The 17195-nt window shown below is 39.7% G+C and carries 14 protein-coding genes; 5 read left to right on the plus strand and 9 right to left on the minus strand.

Annotated elements, in window-relative coordinates; all coding sequences use genetic code 11:
• Positions 1 to 23 precede the first annotated feature (23 nt).
• From ACY2A0_RS11765 to ACY2A0_RS11785, 5 genes are all read right to left on the minus strand, one after another.
• Positions 24 to 992, minus strand: a complete 969-nt coding sequence (locus ACY2A0_RS11765) for a discoidin domain-containing protein (RefSeq protein WP_461789727.1) — start codon at positions 990 to 992, stop codon at positions 24 to 26.
• A 15-nt stretch (positions 993 to 1007) separates the two neighbouring features.
• Positions 1008 to 2381, minus strand: a complete 1374-nt coding sequence (locus ACY2A0_RS11770) for a RagB/SusD family nutrient uptake outer membrane protein (protein WP_461789728.1) — start codon at positions 2379 to 2381, stop codon at positions 1008 to 1010.
• A gap of 11 nt (positions 2382 to 2392) precedes the next feature.
• Entirely contained in the window at positions 2393 to 5965 is a 3573-nt protein-coding gene (locus tag ACY2A0_RS11775) for a SusC/RagA family TonB-linked outer membrane protein (protein WP_461789729.1), read from the minus strand.
• Between the two features lie 362 nt (positions 5966 to 6327).
• The gene (locus ACY2A0_RS11780) at positions 6328 to 7503 is read right to left on the minus strand and encodes a FecR family protein (RefSeq protein ID WP_461789730.1); all 1176 of its coding nucleotides are present in this window, start codon (positions 7501 to 7503) and stop codon (positions 6328 to 6330) included.
• A 93-nt stretch (positions 7504 to 7596) separates the two neighbouring features.
• Positions 7597 to 8199: an RNA polymerase sigma factor gene (locus ACY2A0_RS11785; protein WP_461789731.1), complete on the minus strand. Its 603-nt coding sequence runs from the start codon at positions 8197 to 8199 to the stop codon at positions 7597 to 7599.
• 322 nt (positions 8200 to 8521) lie between these two features.
• Here ACY2A0_RS11785 and ACY2A0_RS11790 point away from each other — a divergent pair, with 322 nt between their 5' ends.
• The 3 genes from ACY2A0_RS11790 (at position 8522) to ACY2A0_RS11800 (ending at position 11689) form a co-directional block, all read left to right on the plus strand.
• Positions 8522 to 8977 (plus strand): ferritin-like domain-containing protein, encoded by a 456-nt coding sequence (locus tag ACY2A0_RS11790; protein ID WP_461789732.1) that lies wholly within the window; start codon positions 8522 to 8524, stop codon positions 8975 to 8977.
• Between the two features lie 22 nt (positions 8978 to 8999).
• Positions 9000 to 9311, plus strand: a complete 312-nt coding sequence (locus tag ACY2A0_RS11795; RefSeq protein WP_461789733.1) for a hypothetical protein — start codon at positions 9000 to 9002, stop codon at positions 9309 to 9311.
• A gap of 68 nt (positions 9312 to 9379) precedes the next feature.
• Complete coding sequence (locus ACY2A0_RS11800; RefSeq protein WP_461789734.1) at positions 9380 to 11689, plus strand: mechanosensitive ion channel family protein; 2310 nt, start codon at positions 9380 to 9382, stop codon at positions 11687 to 11689.
• Positions 11690 to 11827: 138 nt separating this feature from the next.
• Here the strand turns inward: ACY2A0_RS11800 and ACY2A0_RS11805 are convergent, their stop codons facing one another.
• A complete protein-coding gene (locus ACY2A0_RS11805; RefSeq protein ID WP_461789735.1) occupies positions 11828 to 12106 on the minus strand; it encodes a SemiSWEET family sugar transporter in 279 nt (92 codons plus the stop codon).
• A 214-nt stretch (positions 12107 to 12320) separates the two neighbouring features.
• Here ACY2A0_RS11805 and ACY2A0_RS11810 point away from each other — a divergent pair, with 214 nt between their 5' ends.
• Positions 12321 to 12746: a hypothetical protein gene (locus tag ACY2A0_RS11810; RefSeq protein ID WP_461789736.1), complete on the plus strand. Its 426-nt coding sequence runs from the start codon at positions 12321 to 12323 to the stop codon at positions 12744 to 12746.
• A gap of 38 nt (positions 12747 to 12784) precedes the next feature.
• Here the strand turns inward: ACY2A0_RS11810 and ACY2A0_RS11815 are convergent, their stop codons facing one another.
• Genes ACY2A0_RS11815 through ACY2A0_RS11825 form a run of 3 tightly spaced genes read right to left on the minus strand, consistent with a single transcriptional unit; the run spans position 12785 to position 16379 of the window.
• Entirely contained in the window at positions 12785 to 14989 is a 2205-nt protein-coding gene (locus ACY2A0_RS11815) for a hypothetical protein (RefSeq protein ID WP_461789737.1), read from the minus strand.
• Positions 14989 to 15744 (minus strand): SDR family oxidoreductase, encoded by a 756-nt coding sequence (locus ACY2A0_RS11820; protein ID WP_461789738.1) that lies wholly within the window; start codon positions 15742 to 15744, stop codon positions 14989 to 14991. Before ACY2A0_RS11820 ends, ACY2A0_RS11815 begins: the two co-directional genes overlap by 1 nt.
• Positions 15745 to 15755: 11 nt before the next feature.
• Positions 15756 to 16379: a DUF4142 domain-containing protein gene (locus ACY2A0_RS11825; protein ID WP_461789739.1), complete on the minus strand. Its 624-nt coding sequence runs from the start codon at positions 16377 to 16379 to the stop codon at positions 15756 to 15758.
• Positions 16380 to 16565: 186 nt separating this feature from the next.
• Between ACY2A0_RS11825 and ACY2A0_RS11830 the strand changes: the two genes are divergently transcribed.
• A complete protein-coding gene (locus ACY2A0_RS11830) occupies positions 16566 to 17189 on the plus strand; it encodes a hypothetical protein (RefSeq protein WP_461789740.1) in 624 nt (207 codons plus the stop codon).
• Positions 17190 to 17195: the final 6 nt, after the last annotated feature.

Here is a 17195-nt window from a genome sequence, read left to right on the forward strand (position 1 = left end):
TTTATATAAGTTGTAATCAGCTATTAATTTCTCAGTAAAATGCCACCTACAAAAGCGATACTAAATGTAGCTGTTCCAGAGATGTACGGTGTGGAAGCCAATACGGTAAAGCGTACGTATCTTCCGGTTACCAAGGCAGGGAAGTTGATGGTATGTTTTTTTGCTGCATTGTTAACATCAATGGCGTAAGTACCTCTGTCTGTCCAAGTGGTACCATTTGAGCTGGTTTCTACTTTAGCGGAAGTAGTGTAACCACCCATAGCTGGCGTTACCGCAGTTGGGAAAAAGTAGTCTAATCCCGAAAAGCTAAATTCACGTCCATAATCTACACTTACCCATTGCGGTAAGGTAACGGTAGTGGCACTTGCCCAATAAGTTCCACCTGTATTGGCGTCTATCGCTCTACTTGCAACATTAGTTCCCGATGTAGAAGAGGCTGTAGCGGTAGGGGTGTAGCCAGTGTGGTCTATATAAAGCGCATCTCCGGTATTAAATACGTAATAGATAATTTTCCTCGTTACTGGATCTTGAATTTTTCCGTCTACGGCTGCAATAGTTAAAGGCAGTACATAAGTACTTCGGGGTCTCAAAGCAGTTTGAAAGCCTAAGTTAAGCACTGCTGCTTCCGAAACGTTGCTTCCTGCTGGAATGGCTACTGTTGGCTTGTAGTACAAATAAGTGTTTGTTGGGAGCAACAGTGCAGTGCTTCCGTATTTTAGTCTATAATCTAAAATTTTAGTGGTATCGGTTGCAAAAGTTACGTAATGTACATCGGCAGAGGCGCTTCCTTGCAAAGCGGCTTTCATTTCCATGCTCAGCAGCGAAACGTTTTTAATGTCTAATGATCTGGTTACTACATCAGTCGTAGCTGGTAAATCAAAAGATACACGACCTTCTGCTAAAGTTTCACGACCAGCGTTGTCTTTTTTGCATGCCATAAGCAATAATACTACCGAGCATATTGCCAATATATTTAATTGATATGTCTTCATCTCTTAATGTTTTTGTTATGGATTTTGTGCCATGTCTGGGTTAAAGGCTAATACTTGTACAGGCACTTGTAAGGTGTATCTGGTGCTATGTGGTTCTAACCTGGCAACTACATTGTTTTGCGCATTAGTTCTAACCACTTCTGGCATTCTGTTTTCCATGTCCAACCTGCGCATATCAAACCAGCGTAAACCATGGAAAGGCAATTCGCGTCTTCGCTCTGCTAGTATTTCAGTCAATACCAAATTTTGATCGGCAGCGTTGAAATCTCTGCTAGCTAGAGGTGTGCCGGTAAGCCTATTTCTACGAACTTCGTTTAAATGGCTCAGTGCATTACCTATATTATTGGCTCTGGCTGCAGCTTCTGCCGCAATTAAATGCATTTCTTGCACAGTGGTGCCAGAGTTGGTCAACTGAAAAGCTGGCGTAACGGCTGCGGCGTAAAACAAAGTTCCTCCTCTTGCCGTACTTGCCCAATTGTAATACAAAACGGTGCGTCTGGCATCATTTGTAGCAAACGTGTTTTTCAACTCGATAGTTAACGGCATACCTGCGGCTACAGAAGAACGGCCATAAATAGCGTCTGCGTGCGACACCACATTGGTAGTGGTAGGAAAGGTAGCCGAATTGGTATAGTCTATCATTACAGCCCTAGTATTATTCAAGGCTAGCTCAGCGTAGCGCAACGCTTCCGCATATTCGCGTCTATACAGATAAACACGAGCTAGTACGCTGTAGGCGGCTCCTTTAGAACCTCTAAATCTTGCATTGCTGTTGTTTTCTGGCAGATTTGGAATTGCAGCGTTGATATCATCAATGATGTGCTTATAGATTTCTGCCACCGTGCTTCTCGCTGGAGATTTTTTGCTAACATCATCAGAAGTTACAAAAGGAACAGCCAAATCGGTTGCGGCTGTAGTGGCGTCGTATGGCTTTCCATATTCATTAACCAAATAGAAGTAAGCATTTGCTCTGCCTAGTAAAGCTTCTGCTTTTAAGGTTTTTTTCTGCGACTCAGTACCACCTTCAGCGGCATCAATACCTAATAAAACAGTATTAAATAAACTAATTCTTCTGTAATGTTCTCCCCATAAATAAGTTGGCGAGCTTACGTCATTTGTAAACTGCGGAGCCCAGGTATATACAAATTCGGCAAAAGTTGTGGGCGGATTATTAATCGATACGATATCGATGTTGTCCGTCATGTAGTTTAATATATTATCACCATTGAAGTCTGAGGTAAGTACAGTATTGTTTAACCAGAGGTCAAAATCGTCGGTTGTTTTTAGTAATTGCTTGCCTTTAGGCTCAACGTCTAGATATTTATCGCAACCGCTAAAAACCAAACAGCAAAGTAGAAGTTGTGCAGCTATATATTTAAATTTTCTCATCGGTTTAAAGATTAAAAGTTAGTGAATAAACCTAGTGTGTAAGTAGGCGTTACATATGATTTGGCATAGTTTCCAGCGCCCATGCTAAAGTTGTATCTGTTAAAACCTACGGTGTAAAGATTTGAAGCTTGGGCTTTAAGTTCGAAGTTTTTAAAGCCTGCTTTTTTAATAAAGTTCAGGTTGTTAAATCGGTAAGATACAGTTACATCACCAAGTGTTAGGTAGTCGCCATGAACTACGTAATTGTCATTATATCTGTAGGCAATGCCCGGCGCAAAGCTGTTCAGGTCAACTAAATTTGGGATGTCGGTGTTCAGCTCATCACCAGGCGCTCTCCAAAAATTGTTAGAGCCAACTAATGGCCTATTTTCGGCTGGCGTAGGTCTAGGTACTCTTACCTTAAATCCCCCATAGTAATTAATCATGGCAAAGAAGTAGAAATTGCCTACATCAATCCGGTTACTCAAACCTGCGTTAATGCTTGGAATAGCGGTTCCTGAGTATTGAACCAAGCCAGAGTCTTTATTAGACATGGCAATTACCAGCGGATTGGTAGATGAACTGGTGTTCACCACAAACTGGTTTCCATTTTGATCTACAATGATTGGATGCCCTTCGTTGTTAAGCCCTACGGTGTTGTACGAAAACATAGCTCCTACAGGATAGCCACTAACGTAACCCAATACATCTAAAACTTGCGGATTGTACTGCCCCGTACGATAAACATCTAATACTTTACTGCCGTTTTTGGCCAAAACTAATCCCGTATTCCAGTTGAAATTTCTGTTCGATATCCAATCTGCTTTAAGGCTAAACTCTATACCATTGTTTCTAATGGTGGCATAATTGATCAAAGCTCTACTAGCGCCAGATAAAGGGTCTGAGGCTCCCAACGTTGGATCAACGGTAGAATTTCCCATAATGTCAGTGGTCTTTTTCGTGTAATAATCTACACTACCAGAGATATTTTTGAAGATATTAAAATCTAAACCAAGGTTAAAGTTTTCTGTTTGTTCCCAACGTAAACTGCTATTGGCATTAGATGATAAAATAAGTGAGTTTAGCGTTGGTGTATTAGACTGGTTTAACTGCGACTGTGCAATCACTTGTGGCAAGGATAATTTAGCTACATTTCCGTTGAAGCCGTAAGCACTACGAAGCTTTAAATTATGTAACCAATTGATGTTTTTCATGAAATCTTCTTTATGAATATTCCATGCCGCACCTAAAGACCATAATGGCTTGTACTTGTACTTTGGATCGGTACCAAACAGGTTCGACTGGTCTATACGGATACTTCCAGATAAAGAGTAGGTGTCTTTAAAGGAGTAAACGATATTGGAGAATGCCGATAGAAAGCGATCGTCGCTATAGGTTTGGTTAAAAAAGTTACTGAATGAGCCTAAGGTATTCGACGTTACCAAAGTACCACGTACGGCAGATGATCCACTAAAAATAGAGGCCAAATCAATAGGTTGTTGCAATAAACTTTGGTCATTATAGGCAAAGTAAGAAGCCAAATTGCCTTTGTTTAATACATTTCTCATTTCTGCACCGATAATGCCGTTGACAGAGTGGTTGCCAATTCGCTTATCGTAATTCAATTGGGTACGTGCCGTATAGCTTGTTGAGTTAGAATTACGCTGACGAAGGAAATCCCCATCAGGAATATTTCTTTTAAAGGCTAGTGTAGGCTGGGCTGCCGTAGGAGTAACGGTATAGTTGTTTACCCAAGCATTTACTTCCGATGAACCTTGGCGAGCCAAATGTCTAGATTCCGAGCTCGAATTTTCATACACCCCACCAAACAATAAATTAAAGCCTTTTCCAAGGGTATAATTGAAATTGGCAATTGTTTTATAGTTCATGGTGCGTGTTTTGTCGCTAATCAAGTTGGCGTCTACCAAAGGATAATAGTTTTGATCTAGTAGGCCTTGCGATAGGAGTACATTGTTATAAACGGGAGCGAAACTCTGCGAAATAATCGCCGCTGGATTTCCGTTGACATCCTCAAAACGTTCAAAAGGCGCAATTAATGAGATATCAGGCACTGGAGCTCTATTAGAACGTTGTTCCTGATATTCTGTAGTTAACTCAAGCTTTAATCTTTTGGCTAATTTAAGTGTAGTTCTGCCGGTAAGTAATAAGCGATTGTTGTTGTTTAATATCTGATTATTCCTATTGCCGGTATAATTCGCAGTGATATAGTAAAGTGCGTCTGGCGTACCTCCAGAAACATTTAAGGTATGTGTTTGTGTAGCGGCCGTCCTTAAAAACAGTCTACTATAGTCTTCGAGGTTATCATAATTGGCCAGTGCCGCAAAAGAACTTTCTGCTTGTGCCGATGAAATGATACCTGCCGCTTGCTGAGCCAAGATATAAAAAGGAATAGAACGGCGTACGTTGCCTCCTGTGGTAGTATTAGGTGCAAATAATTGTCCCCAGCTATTTGGAGTAACAATAAGGGATTGTCTTTCACGTAAATAGTTTGCATTAATGGCTGATGCTTGTGGATCCCATCTGTAGCGACTGTAATTTTCTTCTGGCGTTAAACTTAAGGTAGTTCTAAAATTAAACTGCGCCGCTCCTGGTTCTGCCTGTTTTCTTTCGATAATAATTACTCCGTTTGAAGCTCTTACACCATAAACTGTTGCCGCTGCCGCATCCTTTAAAATGGTTACCGATTTAATCTCGTTCGGGTCAATCATTTCCAGGGTCAATTCTGTCGGGTAGCCATCTACCACTATTAACGGACTTTGATTGGCCGACATGGTAGAGATACCGCGAATATTAAACAGTGGTCTTGAAGATTGGGTGCCATCTGGAGAAGTGCTGGTAAAATTCACCGTATTGTTAATCATTAAACCAGGCAATCGGTTAACTAAACCATCTAAAAAGTTGCTGCTTACTCTCGATTCGTATTCTTTAGTGCTAATTTGCGCAATAGAACCTGTGCTTTGTTCAGGCTTTATTTTTTGGTAACCTGTGTTTACTGTAACACCAATTTCTTTCAATTCACCTATGTCAACACTTAACGAAATAGTGCCTAAGTTTTTAGCAGCTTTTATTTCGAAAGTTTTGTAGCCGGTATACCTAACTACAATAGTGGCGTTTTCATCTACATTTGATAAAGTAAAAGATCCGTCTTCTCCAGTAGTAACTCCTTTAGAGGTATTTTTTACAAATACAGATGCACCCGCTAAAGGTTTATTGGTAAACGAGTCAACCACCTTTCCAGTTACATCAATCGCCAAAATGTTTTCTACTATTCGTTCAAAAATCGATTTAGGCTTGTGCTTAATTACAATACTTTTATTTTCTATTACGAAGGTTGTTTCGCTACCGCTTAGTAATGTTTCCATTACTTTTTCTAAAGGCGTATCTACAAAGTTGGCATTAATCTTCGCAGAAGTGTTGAAGTGCGTACTTTCTACCAACACATTATAGTTGGTTTGCTTTTTAATTTCTCTCAAAACTTTCTCAATAGTTACGGGAGATTGCACTAGGTTAAGTTTTTGGGCAAAGCTTGCGGCATTAACCTGTAATAGCGAAATCATTAATATGAAAGTGGTTAGTTTCATCATCAATAGTATTTTCGAGAGCTTGCCCTTGGGCGTTAGAGGAAAAAATGTAGTTTGTTTATGCATAGTTTGTCCATTGGTTGTTCAGATCACGTGAGCCTTTGGCACAATTACGCATATGTAATTGCTTAACTAAGCGATATTTGCTAAGTTTGACGTGTCTGTTGTGGCCCTTGTACCATTGCTAAATTTCGTACAAAGGCCAATAAATAATTCTTATCAGATAATTCTACAGATAAAGGGCTCCGATTGCACTCGGAGTCCCTTTTTTTTATAGTTTGATGGTGTTGTTAGTTTCCTCAGGGAATATCTTTTAGGTCTTTTTTCATTTGTTTGTTTAGGTTAGTGGTTGTTGATTTTTATAATTAATTTTTTGAACTCACGATCACCTGACGCCCCTTGATTTCGAAAGTAGCGACGTCGGTTTTTTGTATGATTTTTAAGAGTTCCGAAATGTTTTTGTAGCGACTGATTGAGCCAAAAAATGTTTTATTCTTCATCGCATCATCTTTATAGATCACGTCAACATCGTACCATTTCGAAACCCGATTTAAAATAGTTGATAAGGTTTCGTTGTTGAACATGAAATATCCATTTTTCCAAGCTACCACGTCATCGGTTTCTACTGTTTTAATTTCCAATTGGTCAGTTGAAAGCGTAGCCTGCTGGCCCGGAGATAATGTTGCGCTTCGTTGGTTATTGGTATTGGTGATGTTCACACTTCCTTCCAATAAAGTGGTTGCGGTGTGAGGTTCATCAGTGTAGGCGTTAATATTGAATGTTGTGCCCAGTACTTTTACCAGCTGTTGGTTGCTGGCTACAATAAATGGTTGTAGTTTGTTCTTGGTCACTTCAAAATAACCTTCGCCAGTTAGTGTTACTTTCCTTTCTTTAGCACCTTTAAAATTGGTTGGGAAATTCAGCGAAGATTGCGAATTAAGAAAAACCAATGTCCCATCTGGTAAGAGTACTTCTGTTTGTTCGCCACGTGTTGTGGTAAGCGTGTTGAAAGTTAAAGCACTATTTTGGGTCTCAATTACCTGATAAATGAGCTGTCCTTTTTCATTTTTGAAAATTTTTACGCCTGCTTCATTAGCGATATCGCCACTTAAGGCATCATTTATCGCTATTTTTTTGCCATTTCCTAGGGTAAGCGTTGCACCGTTTTTACCAGGAGCTACGTCATTGGCAAAATAAATTTCCTCTGGTTCATTAAAATATTTTGTAAGGTAAATGCCGATACTTAAGATGCATAAAACGATGGCTGCGGCAGCCACAATGCGCAAAAGACTGATTTTTTTAGGTTTTGAGACAGAATGAATTTGATTTTTAATGCGATCTAACAATGCAGTTTGTCCTGCGAATTCAACAAGCTTTAAATCATCCTCATTAATGCTCATCCACTGATCATCGAGTAAACTTTCAAAAAAATCCGCACTGCCATGTTCGTTTAATAAATTGGTAAACTCTTCCCTTTCAAGTTCCGTAGCGGTACCATTTTGATAGGCTTTCAGTAAATGCGCAATTCTTTCTTTAGTCATATATTTCAGGCGTTTTTAGATGGCGAGTTTAACGCTCTTTTAACTATAGACACACTTAACCCTACCACCGAGGTAACGGGAAATGAAAAAAAGTTAAAATAATTTAAAAATGATGCAGATCACCATTAAATGACCGTGTTGCTTCAAATAATTTCGTAAAAATCGAAGCGCTAATTTCATATGAGTGGCAACCGTTGATGGCGCAAGGTTAAGTTGTTTGGCAGCCTCTTCGTATTTTAGCCCCTGCTGATGACAAAGCTTGTACACTTCTCGCTGCTGTGGTGGGAGCTCTGCGATCGCTTGAGCCAGTAATTTCTTCGTTTCCTGCAGCATTATGCGTTCTTCAGTATCATTGCTCTCCGCTTTCCAATAAGATTTTAGCTTTTCATTGGCCCTATTTTCAATTGCTTGGCGGCGTAATGCGTTAAGCGCAATATTTCTCGATAACACCCTGAGGTAAGATTCAAAATGATTAATTGCAGCAAGTGTGGTTCGGGTATTCCAAATTTTCAACATCACTTCTTGCACCACTTCTTCCGCAGCCATTTCATCTTTTAAAATATTGAAAGCGAAATAGTAAATTTTCTTAGAAAACCTGTAGTAGATCAGCTCAAATGCTCGCTCATCACCATCAGCGATTGCTAACAGGAGTTGGTTTTCTTCGGAAATTAAAGATTTATCGGCGGATTGCTGCATTATTTAACGAATATAGCAAAAACCGAAGTTAATTAACGTATGGTTCAATTCAGTTGATTCAATTCTTCACGTTTTAAGTGGCATAATTGCCTCCGATCGATCAAATTCCCACAATAACCGAGCTGTCAAGTATATCTGCTAAAACTTGGCATGCCAACGGGTATTTTACTTGCAAAATACGTGATTTAAATGCTGTGTAAAACCAACACTTTTTTTCGATGTTGTGATTGATGGAAAAGGATGGGGCCAAGGATTGATGGGAACCAAAGCCTCGTTCTTTTACCAATTTATAAAATCATCAGAAACATTAAATCATATAGCAATGGCAACAACAAATAGTTTACTGAACGAGCTCATTGAGCTTAATAACGACAGGGCATCAGGATTTGAGAAAGTACTAGCAGATATCAACGATGAAAACATTGACTTAAAGGAGATCTTTCAGGAATATGCTGCTCAAAGTAGAAGGTTTAGTCAGGAATTGACCGCCTTGGTAGCGGTTAGAGATGGCGATCCAGATACAGGAAATACGGTGGCCGGTACTTTGCACAGAGTTTGGATTGATGTTAAGGCACTTTTCGGTGGCACTGATAGAGCAAGCATTTTGTCTGAAGCTGAACGCGGTGAAGATGCCATTAAAAAAGCTTACCACACCACACTTACCGAAGGTGGTTTGATTGGAGAAGCTATGGATACTTTAGCGGCACAATCTAGGTCTATTGATAAAGCGCATGACACGATCAAGGCGCTAAGAGACATGGCCAAAGCAACAAGTTAACATCAACATTAATTGAAAAAATATGATGACGAATTATTTAATGCCTAATAAGTCGGGTGGTAAGGTAGCCGCAATAGCTGGCCTTGCTGCACTCGCAGGTGTAGCATTAATTTTTGCGATGCCTAAAACCAGAAAAGCCTGCGGACAGTGGCTTGGTGATACAATTGATCAGTTAAAGGATAAATTGGCGCAGCGTAAGAATGCCGATTGGGAACAAGATCTGCAAAAAGCCGAAGCGTTAAAAGGTCCCGTGAAAAGACGAAAAGATACTGCGAAAATTAACGTGCCATCCGCTGGAACTACCGCTTGGAAAGACGAATGGTCTAGCGAATAATTTATAAATTTTATGTGTTTGTGTGTAAGCCACCTCTTCCAAGGGGTGGTTTTTTTAGTTAGTATAAAATGAAATATCCTTTAGCAAAACTTCCCTTACTACTTTTACTTACCATTTCGAGCTTGTTTAGTTATGCTCAAGTAGCGGATTCTACGTCAAAAATACCTGATACTTTACTGTTTAAGATTAAGCAGGCACAATCTACTGTTACCGAAGTGAACTCAAGCAACAAGCAAGGCTATAATTTCGAAGTGATTGCGGCGGCTGTTGCAAAAATTAATACGGATGTGGCTGCGCTTAAACAAGGTTTAAAAGCCCGGGACATTGATACGAAGGCATTACAAAGTTATGAGCTGATTTTGAAAGATGCAGGAAACAAGCTGGAAAAGGTGAAGAATGCATTGATGAAGAGCAACGACAACCTTCAAAAAATGATGGAGAAAGTATTGGCGCTCAGCAACGATACAGTGTTGGTAGCCGATCAATCTCAGGATATAGATAAAGCACTTTACCGGAATCAACTTCAGGTGATAAAACTGAGGTTGCAAAATACGGGAGAAATTACTGGCGCCAATTTGGAACGTTCTGGAAAATTATTGGCGCAAGTTTCGGCAATAGATATTTTAATTAACGACCTAAAAACAGCAGTTGCCGACCGAATGCAGCAGCAGGGTAAAGTTGCGTTGGGTAGGGAGGTGCCTGTTTTATGGGAATCAACCTGGTTGGCAAATGAAAAGTCTAGTATTTGGGAACAGATAGAAAATTCTTACCTCGGCCAAAAGCAAATTATCCAATATTTCTTTTCTTCAACTTGGGATAAACGGATATTATTATGGTTGATGGCGCTTGTCTTTTTCGTTTGGGTGCATCGTAATGCTAGGCTTGCAAACAGGCCAGCGGTGAAACGAAAAATAGGAGAACTGAAGTTTACCGATCTGCATCCTTTCCCTTTTTTAGCCACTTTAATAGTTGCTTTAAATTTTTTGCCGCTTTTGGAGAATGATGCGCCATCAATTTACATCGAAATTATCCAAATGGTACTCCTTTTGGCAATTACCAAACATCTTTCTGGACTTTCAGCAACGCAATGGCGAGTTTGGATACAATTCATCGTGGCATATTTCATTCTAATCAGTGTAGCTACCGTCAGTAATCAAGGCATTGCATTTCGTTTGTTGCTTATTGGCCTACATCTATTTTTTATTTACCTGGGGTTACGGTTTTTTTCAAAATTACGATTGCAGCAGTTTCCCAAAAAGTATGTTAAGGCAGTATTTGCAGTAGGAATTTTCCTTAATGGATTAGCCATCCTGTTGAATGTATTTGGCAGGTTAAGTTTGTCGAAAGTTTTAGCATTGGCGGGCGTTGTTGGTTGGATACAGCTACTAGCGTTGGCAACTTTTATCCAAATATTATTAGATGCGCTTGAGCTCCAAATTAGAATCAGCGCTTGCAGCAAAGGAATATTTTCAAGAATTAACCACGGCAAAACTCGGGAGTCTGTTAAAAAAATCTTATGGTGGTTAGCTATTGTGGTTTGGAGCGTCGTGTTCTTAAATCACCTCAACTTAATGGATGTACTTTTTAACAGCTTGCAAAATGCGCTAAGTAAACCCCGAGCATTTGGAGCCGTTCACTTCTCCTTCGGGAATATTTTGTTCTTCATCTTCATCATCTACATCGCAAATAAAATACAAAAGAGTGTGCCTATTGTTTTCGGCGAGGGTACTTTGAGCTACGAGGGACAAGTAGAGCAAAAAAGTTCAAAAGTAGCACTAATCAGGTTGGTGATAATAATTGTTGCACTGCTTTTGGCATTAACTGCTTCAGGCTTACCTATGGATAGAGTTACTGTTGTATTAGGAGCGTTGGGCGTGGGAATTGGCTTAGGTATGCAAAATATCGTTAACAACTTTGTTTCAGGGGTGATTTTAATTTTTGAACGCCCATTTCGCATTGGCGATTTTGTGGAACTTGCCGATAAAAAAGGACGGGTGAAGGATATCGGTATTCGGTCCAGCAAACTACTTACCCAACAAGGCTCAGAAGTAATTATTCCCAATGGTGATCTGTTATCAGGAAGGTTGGTGAATTGGACATTAAGCCATGACTATGTTAAAACGGAATTGCTTTTTAAGGTGCCTGTTGAAACCAACTTGGATCAGTTAAAGCAGTTGATAGAAGAACAAATTGCAAAAACGCAACATCGCATGGATCACTTACCTCCCGAAATGCTGGTGAATACCATTGCTGCCGGTGCCATCGAAATTAAATTGTTGGCTTGGGTTGAAAATATTTATGCAGAGCCAATGTTTAAAAGTGAGCTGATGATAGGTTTGATCAAACGGCTTAACGAAGCGGAAATCAAGATTTTGTAAGTCAATGATAAAATAATGCGACGCTATTCATGTTAGTATGGTGAAGAGAAAATGAAAGTAAGATCAGAAGATAAAATCTGTAAAATCGAAACGTCAATGCCTGTTAAAAATGATGCTTGCAGCTATGCTAAAGATCGATTAATTATCTTCTGCTTCTTCTTTTTCGTGGTAAAGTAGTTTTAAAATCAGCATAGTAATATCCATAACTAACGAGAAGGAGTTGGTTATGATGATTGGCAAATCTTTAAGTAAGATACCATACCATATCCAAGCGCTATTGCCCAAGGCTAAAATGATAAACATAAATGGCGAAACATGTGCTACCTTTTTTGTTTTAAGCGCTTTAAATATTTGTGGCATTGCCGATATTGCCGTAAGTGCCCCGGCACCTATACCTATGATGAGTTTTATATCCATATGATTTGTACGTTTTAATAAAACAGCGCTAGCGTGCTATTGCTTTGCCATAAAGGCCGATTGGGTACTACATTCAGCGAAATAAGTATATGTACCTAAAAAGATGCTCTAAATACTTTTTCGGTCGAATCTCGGAGATTTTTTTGCTTTTAGTTTGTTATGTATTTAAAGCTGTAACCACAGTATTCTTTTTAAAAACTTAAAACTAAATATCATGGACTATCAAAATCAAAATGAACAAGAAAGAAACGAGCAGGGCACGTTTCAACAAAGAGAAAACCAAGGCCAACAACAAGGTAATGATCAAATGCCGACTTCAGCAGGTGGTAATCCCGATTACGAAAACCAAGGTGGGCAGCAATCTCAGCAAGGCCAACAAAACCAACACGACTGGCAAAACCAGGAGCTTCAAGGTAGTGGGCAAAACTGGGAGCAAAGCAATGAAAATGGAATAAGTGAAGATGCGCAATCAAGAATGCAAGATGATTCGCAAATGGATTCGCAGCCACAAATTGATGAAGAAGGAGAAACTAATCGTACGGGTTGGACTAGAGAAGAAGGTTTAAGCGATGATGAGCGTAGCAATGCAGAAGAAGAAGATTTAGATGGTCGACGTTCTGGCGATAGCTCTGTGCTATAAGTAAATTAGGTAACAGTAGGATCATCAAAGTCCTACTGTTACTTTTTCTTCCAAGTTAAAATAGCTTCCGATTTGGCCTTCAGTTTATAGCTAATGATCTCTTTTTGCTTGCTGTCAGGTGTTAACAGTAGCTGTTCTCTACCTTCTTTTAAATATAGTTCGAAAATGTAGGCGTTCTTTGTCGAATCAATAATTTGGAGCTTACATTCACCATTTCCATCTCCTCCGATTGCTACATAAATTTTGTTATTTCTTTTTGTAAAACGCTCTAAGGGGTAATCTATAAAAACCATGAAGTCTTCGCTTTTTACTTTGTAGTATTGCCTTGGAATAATCCCAAAGGATATTCCCGCACCGTACACTTCTTGTCCTACTTGTCCGGCTTGTTCCCAGCCATCTCTTAAATCTTCAAGCGCAATCCACAAGTTCGGATCAATTTCTCCAGTTTTAACTTCTGTAGACAACATTTCTTTAGGCAACATCGTCGCAAAATAGTAGGGAACTCTATTGATGGCATACTTCATAAATTCGGCAATCAGCATTCTCACCGCGGGTAATAACTCAATATCTTTGGCTTCCTGATAATAATTATACAGCGCAGCATAAACTTCCTGCTCTTCGTACGCTGCGGTGTAAGGCGCATCCTTTAGCGGAAAAATAGCAAAGAATGAAGGGAAATTTTTTCCATAGCCGTAGTTACTGTCCCAAAGTTGTACGTTGTTGAAAATGCTTGCCAAGCACATGTAGCTCAAGTCTAGGTATTTTTCTTTTTTGGTAAGCTTGTAAAGTTTAAGTAATGCTATCGCAGAAAAAGTGGTGTTGTTAGCTTGGTAGAAAACATCGAAGCCTTCGTCTTCTAATCTTTCTACGCTACGTTTTGCTTCGGTGAAGTATTTCCTTTCTCCAGTAATTTCCCAGAGTTTTAACATCAAATCCGCATAAGTTCCAGGTACATCTTTTTCGCCGCCTGCACCCTCTGCGGTTTCCGCTTTGAGGATATTCAACGTGTCCATCTCATAAAAAACTGGCCACTGGTAATTAAAAGTCCTGGCTACTTTCATGGCATACTCGATGGAGTCCATCAGTAACTTCGAGGCAATTTTTTCACCGCCTCTTGCGGTTAATCTGGCTAAATTCATCAACGGGTGATGCAGGTACCAAGCATCCATTACATTAGGTTTCTTCTGTTCCTCGGAATAGTCCAAGTTAGACTCTGCGTCAGGCAACCAGCGTACGATGGTCCCTAACTCAGGCTTGTAAAACGCTTCCAATCCATCTTTCAGTCTGTCCACAATTGGATGCGATGCCTCGCCCTTCCAATCAAGATACTCCATTACCGGCAGCAGCACAGCTAACTGTACCATAATTTCTGGTGGGGTTGCATAATCACTTAAATAAGCGGTTAAATAATGATGGCCACCCTGATAACTCCAACAACCTGGATGCAATTCCATATCCTTGATGCCATTTTCACCAATCGTAAGCCAGTCATGACTAATGGTTTCGGGTTTAGGTAGATGCTGGTAAATTGCAGCTAAGTTTACAAGGTAATTTTTGCAGATGGAAAGTTGATTTTTAGGTACTTGATCCTCGGTCAAAACAAATGCATCACTTAGCACGTAAGTTTGGTTTTTTTTCAGCGGTTGGTCGGGGGAAATCGGGATAGAAAATCCAATTTCTGGCCATTCGGCACCAATTAAACTTGCTCCGGAAGTTTTAGTTTGCTCAAAATACGCATTTAATGAAGTAAGGTTCTGAAAATAAAAGATGCCGCCAGTGTTGGGTTTATTTAGCGAAAAGTATAAAATTCCAGATCTATTGCCCACCTGTTGCGTATGTACTTTACCCGTGGATAAAAGTTTCCAATCGTTGGTGAAGTTGAGTATATCCTTTGGAGAATAAGCAAATAGCAAATCTGCTGTTGGGGTAAATGTTGTGCTGTACCGAAATAGGGAGTCTTCAATGATTTTAATGCTAGTGATGTAGGTGCCAGCTGCTGTTTTAAGAGTTACCGTTGTTTTGTCGTCCTTGTGATCGAGCTTTGCTAAAGCTAAAGCATTGCCTTCATCATAAACTGCTCTAAAGCCTGTTTTTATCCCGTTTTTCCAAGTTTTTATTAACCATAATGAGTTATCGTTAGCATAAATATCCAGAACAATGTTGTGGTTTTTTATACTTTCAATGGGATTTAGCTTTGCTAAGTCTGTGGCCGTTTGTAGCGTTAATGCGGTATAGGGTTCCATTAAATCAACTGTTTCAAAGGTCTAATCTTTAAATCAACTATGGCACATCTTTTAGGCTGGCTTAGTACGTACAGCACACTTCTGGCCACATCCTCACTTAACAACATCTCTAATTTTTGTATTTTTTCGTCTTTTTCCTCCTGTGAGCTTTCTTGCATTGGTGTATCCACTGCGCCAGGCTCTATCAGCGTAACGCAAATGCCATCGTCATTAATTTCTTTTCTAAATGCTTCAGAAAATCCTTGAAGTGCTGATTTACTAGCTACATAAACTGAACTTCCTTCTTGCCTAGCTTCTGCACTCATTGAACCAATATTAATGATATGCCCATCATTTTGTTGCTGCATTAATTTTGCAGCGTAATTACAGCAAGCTAAGTAGGCCGTAATATTTGTTTTTACCAGATAATCCCAATCTTGAAAGTTACCTTCTAAAATGCTTCCGAATCCTAAGGCTGCATTGTTGATCAAAATATCTAATCCGCCCCAATTTTTGTGAATACTGTCAAACAGCTTATCGAGGGCTGCCGATTGCGTTACGTCTACACTCATTCCGTAAACTTCCAAATCTTCGTTTTCTCCTTTAATCTGCTCTAGGGCATGTTCTAGCTTATCTTCATCTCTGCCAATAATGTACAGCCTTAATCCGTGTTTGGCTAAAAGTTGGGCGGTTGCTAAACCTATGCCACTGGTTCCGCCAGTAATTAATGCTCTTTTTTGGGCAAGCTGCGTTAAATCAGGTAAAAAGTTGTTCATCGTTTCTTAAGTTAATCTGTATGTTCGTGATTTCTGGATTGACTAATTTTTAAAGGATACTCGCCTTTATCACCACTTATTTTTCGCATAATGTCCAACGCCAACCTTGCTTCGGCTAAATGATGTTCCAAATGCGGTAATTTGTTCGCAGCAAATTCTGCTAGTTTGGTATTGCTATCGGCTCGTCCCTGCGAGAAAAGTTTAACTGCGGTTTCATGCTCCTTCACCATTAGCTGCGCATAAAAAAGGTTTCGCTCAAATTCATCCAGTCCATCTAAATGATTAAGCGTTGCAAGTTTTTCCTTCGATAACTCTTGTGGCACATAAAGCTTGGCTTGTTTTGCAATGTTTTTTAATTCTCTTTCGGCCATTAAATGATCTTTCAGCATAATGGTAGCCAAGTTCTGAATGTCTCTATTTTCAGTGTGCTTAATCATGTGTGCACTGCTTTCTATTTCCATCATGGTACCCATGGCAGCTTCTATAGCAAATGCATTGCGGGTGCCAGTGGTTAAAGCTTTGTCTTTTGGTGTTTTAGCTATCTGCGTCAAATCATTTTGACTACAAGTGTCTTGGTTGCGTTGGCAGGAACTCAATGCTCCAACTAAGCAAATACATGCGATTAAAAGTCTCATCTGATTAAAATTTACTGTAATGGAAACAGGCCAGCGAGGCACTAGGTTGTTGGGTTTTTAAAAACGGGTATTGTTTACCCTTTCATCGACTTAATTACTCGTCCCCCGATGTAAACTACCTGTTTTGTTTTACGGTCGAACTTTTTCGGTTGCTATACGATTTAACATTAGCAATAAATACAATTCATGAATACAGCAGATGATTTTGGAAAACAATATATCCCCAAACAAAGGTTGGGCGAATATTTAGACGTAAAAGAAGAAAGAACATTTGCCACCGAAGCAGAAGCCGTGGATTTCTTCTTTATAGCAAGAAAACGATTGCTTGATGTAAATCATTGGGCTGAACTGGCAGGTACTGCCTTATCAACCTTTAAGCTTACCAATGGCTTCGGGAATATTGTGGAAAGAGATGCCGAGGTAGGGGATTATCTGCGTATTGATATCCCTGGGCCGGGTACTACCCTGGGAAAGGGTTACGATTGGGTCAAAATTGAAGAAATAGCAGAAGAAAGCGAAGCCGGGATGGATATGATCAGTTTAAGGGCGAGGCCAGCAAGCAATCCCCTTTCGGGAACTAATAACGAAACAGCACATTTTTTAACGGAACAAGCTACTTCAACTTTTCAAATTAAACGCATTGGGAAGCATATTTATGCCGAGGAGCATGGCAGAAACGAACAGGCTAACACATACACCACAAGAACGTTGGATAACTTACGCAACATGTTTGTGGGTTGGGCAGCAATGATGGGTTTTTCTTACCCGCAATGGAAAGCACTAGTTAAAGGTTTAATTGAAACTAAATGATATGAA

Source organism: Pedobacter sp. (assembly GCF_965249885.1).
Classification (GTDB): Bacteria; Bacteroidota; Bacteroidia; order Sphingobacteriales; family Sphingobacteriaceae; genus Pedobacter.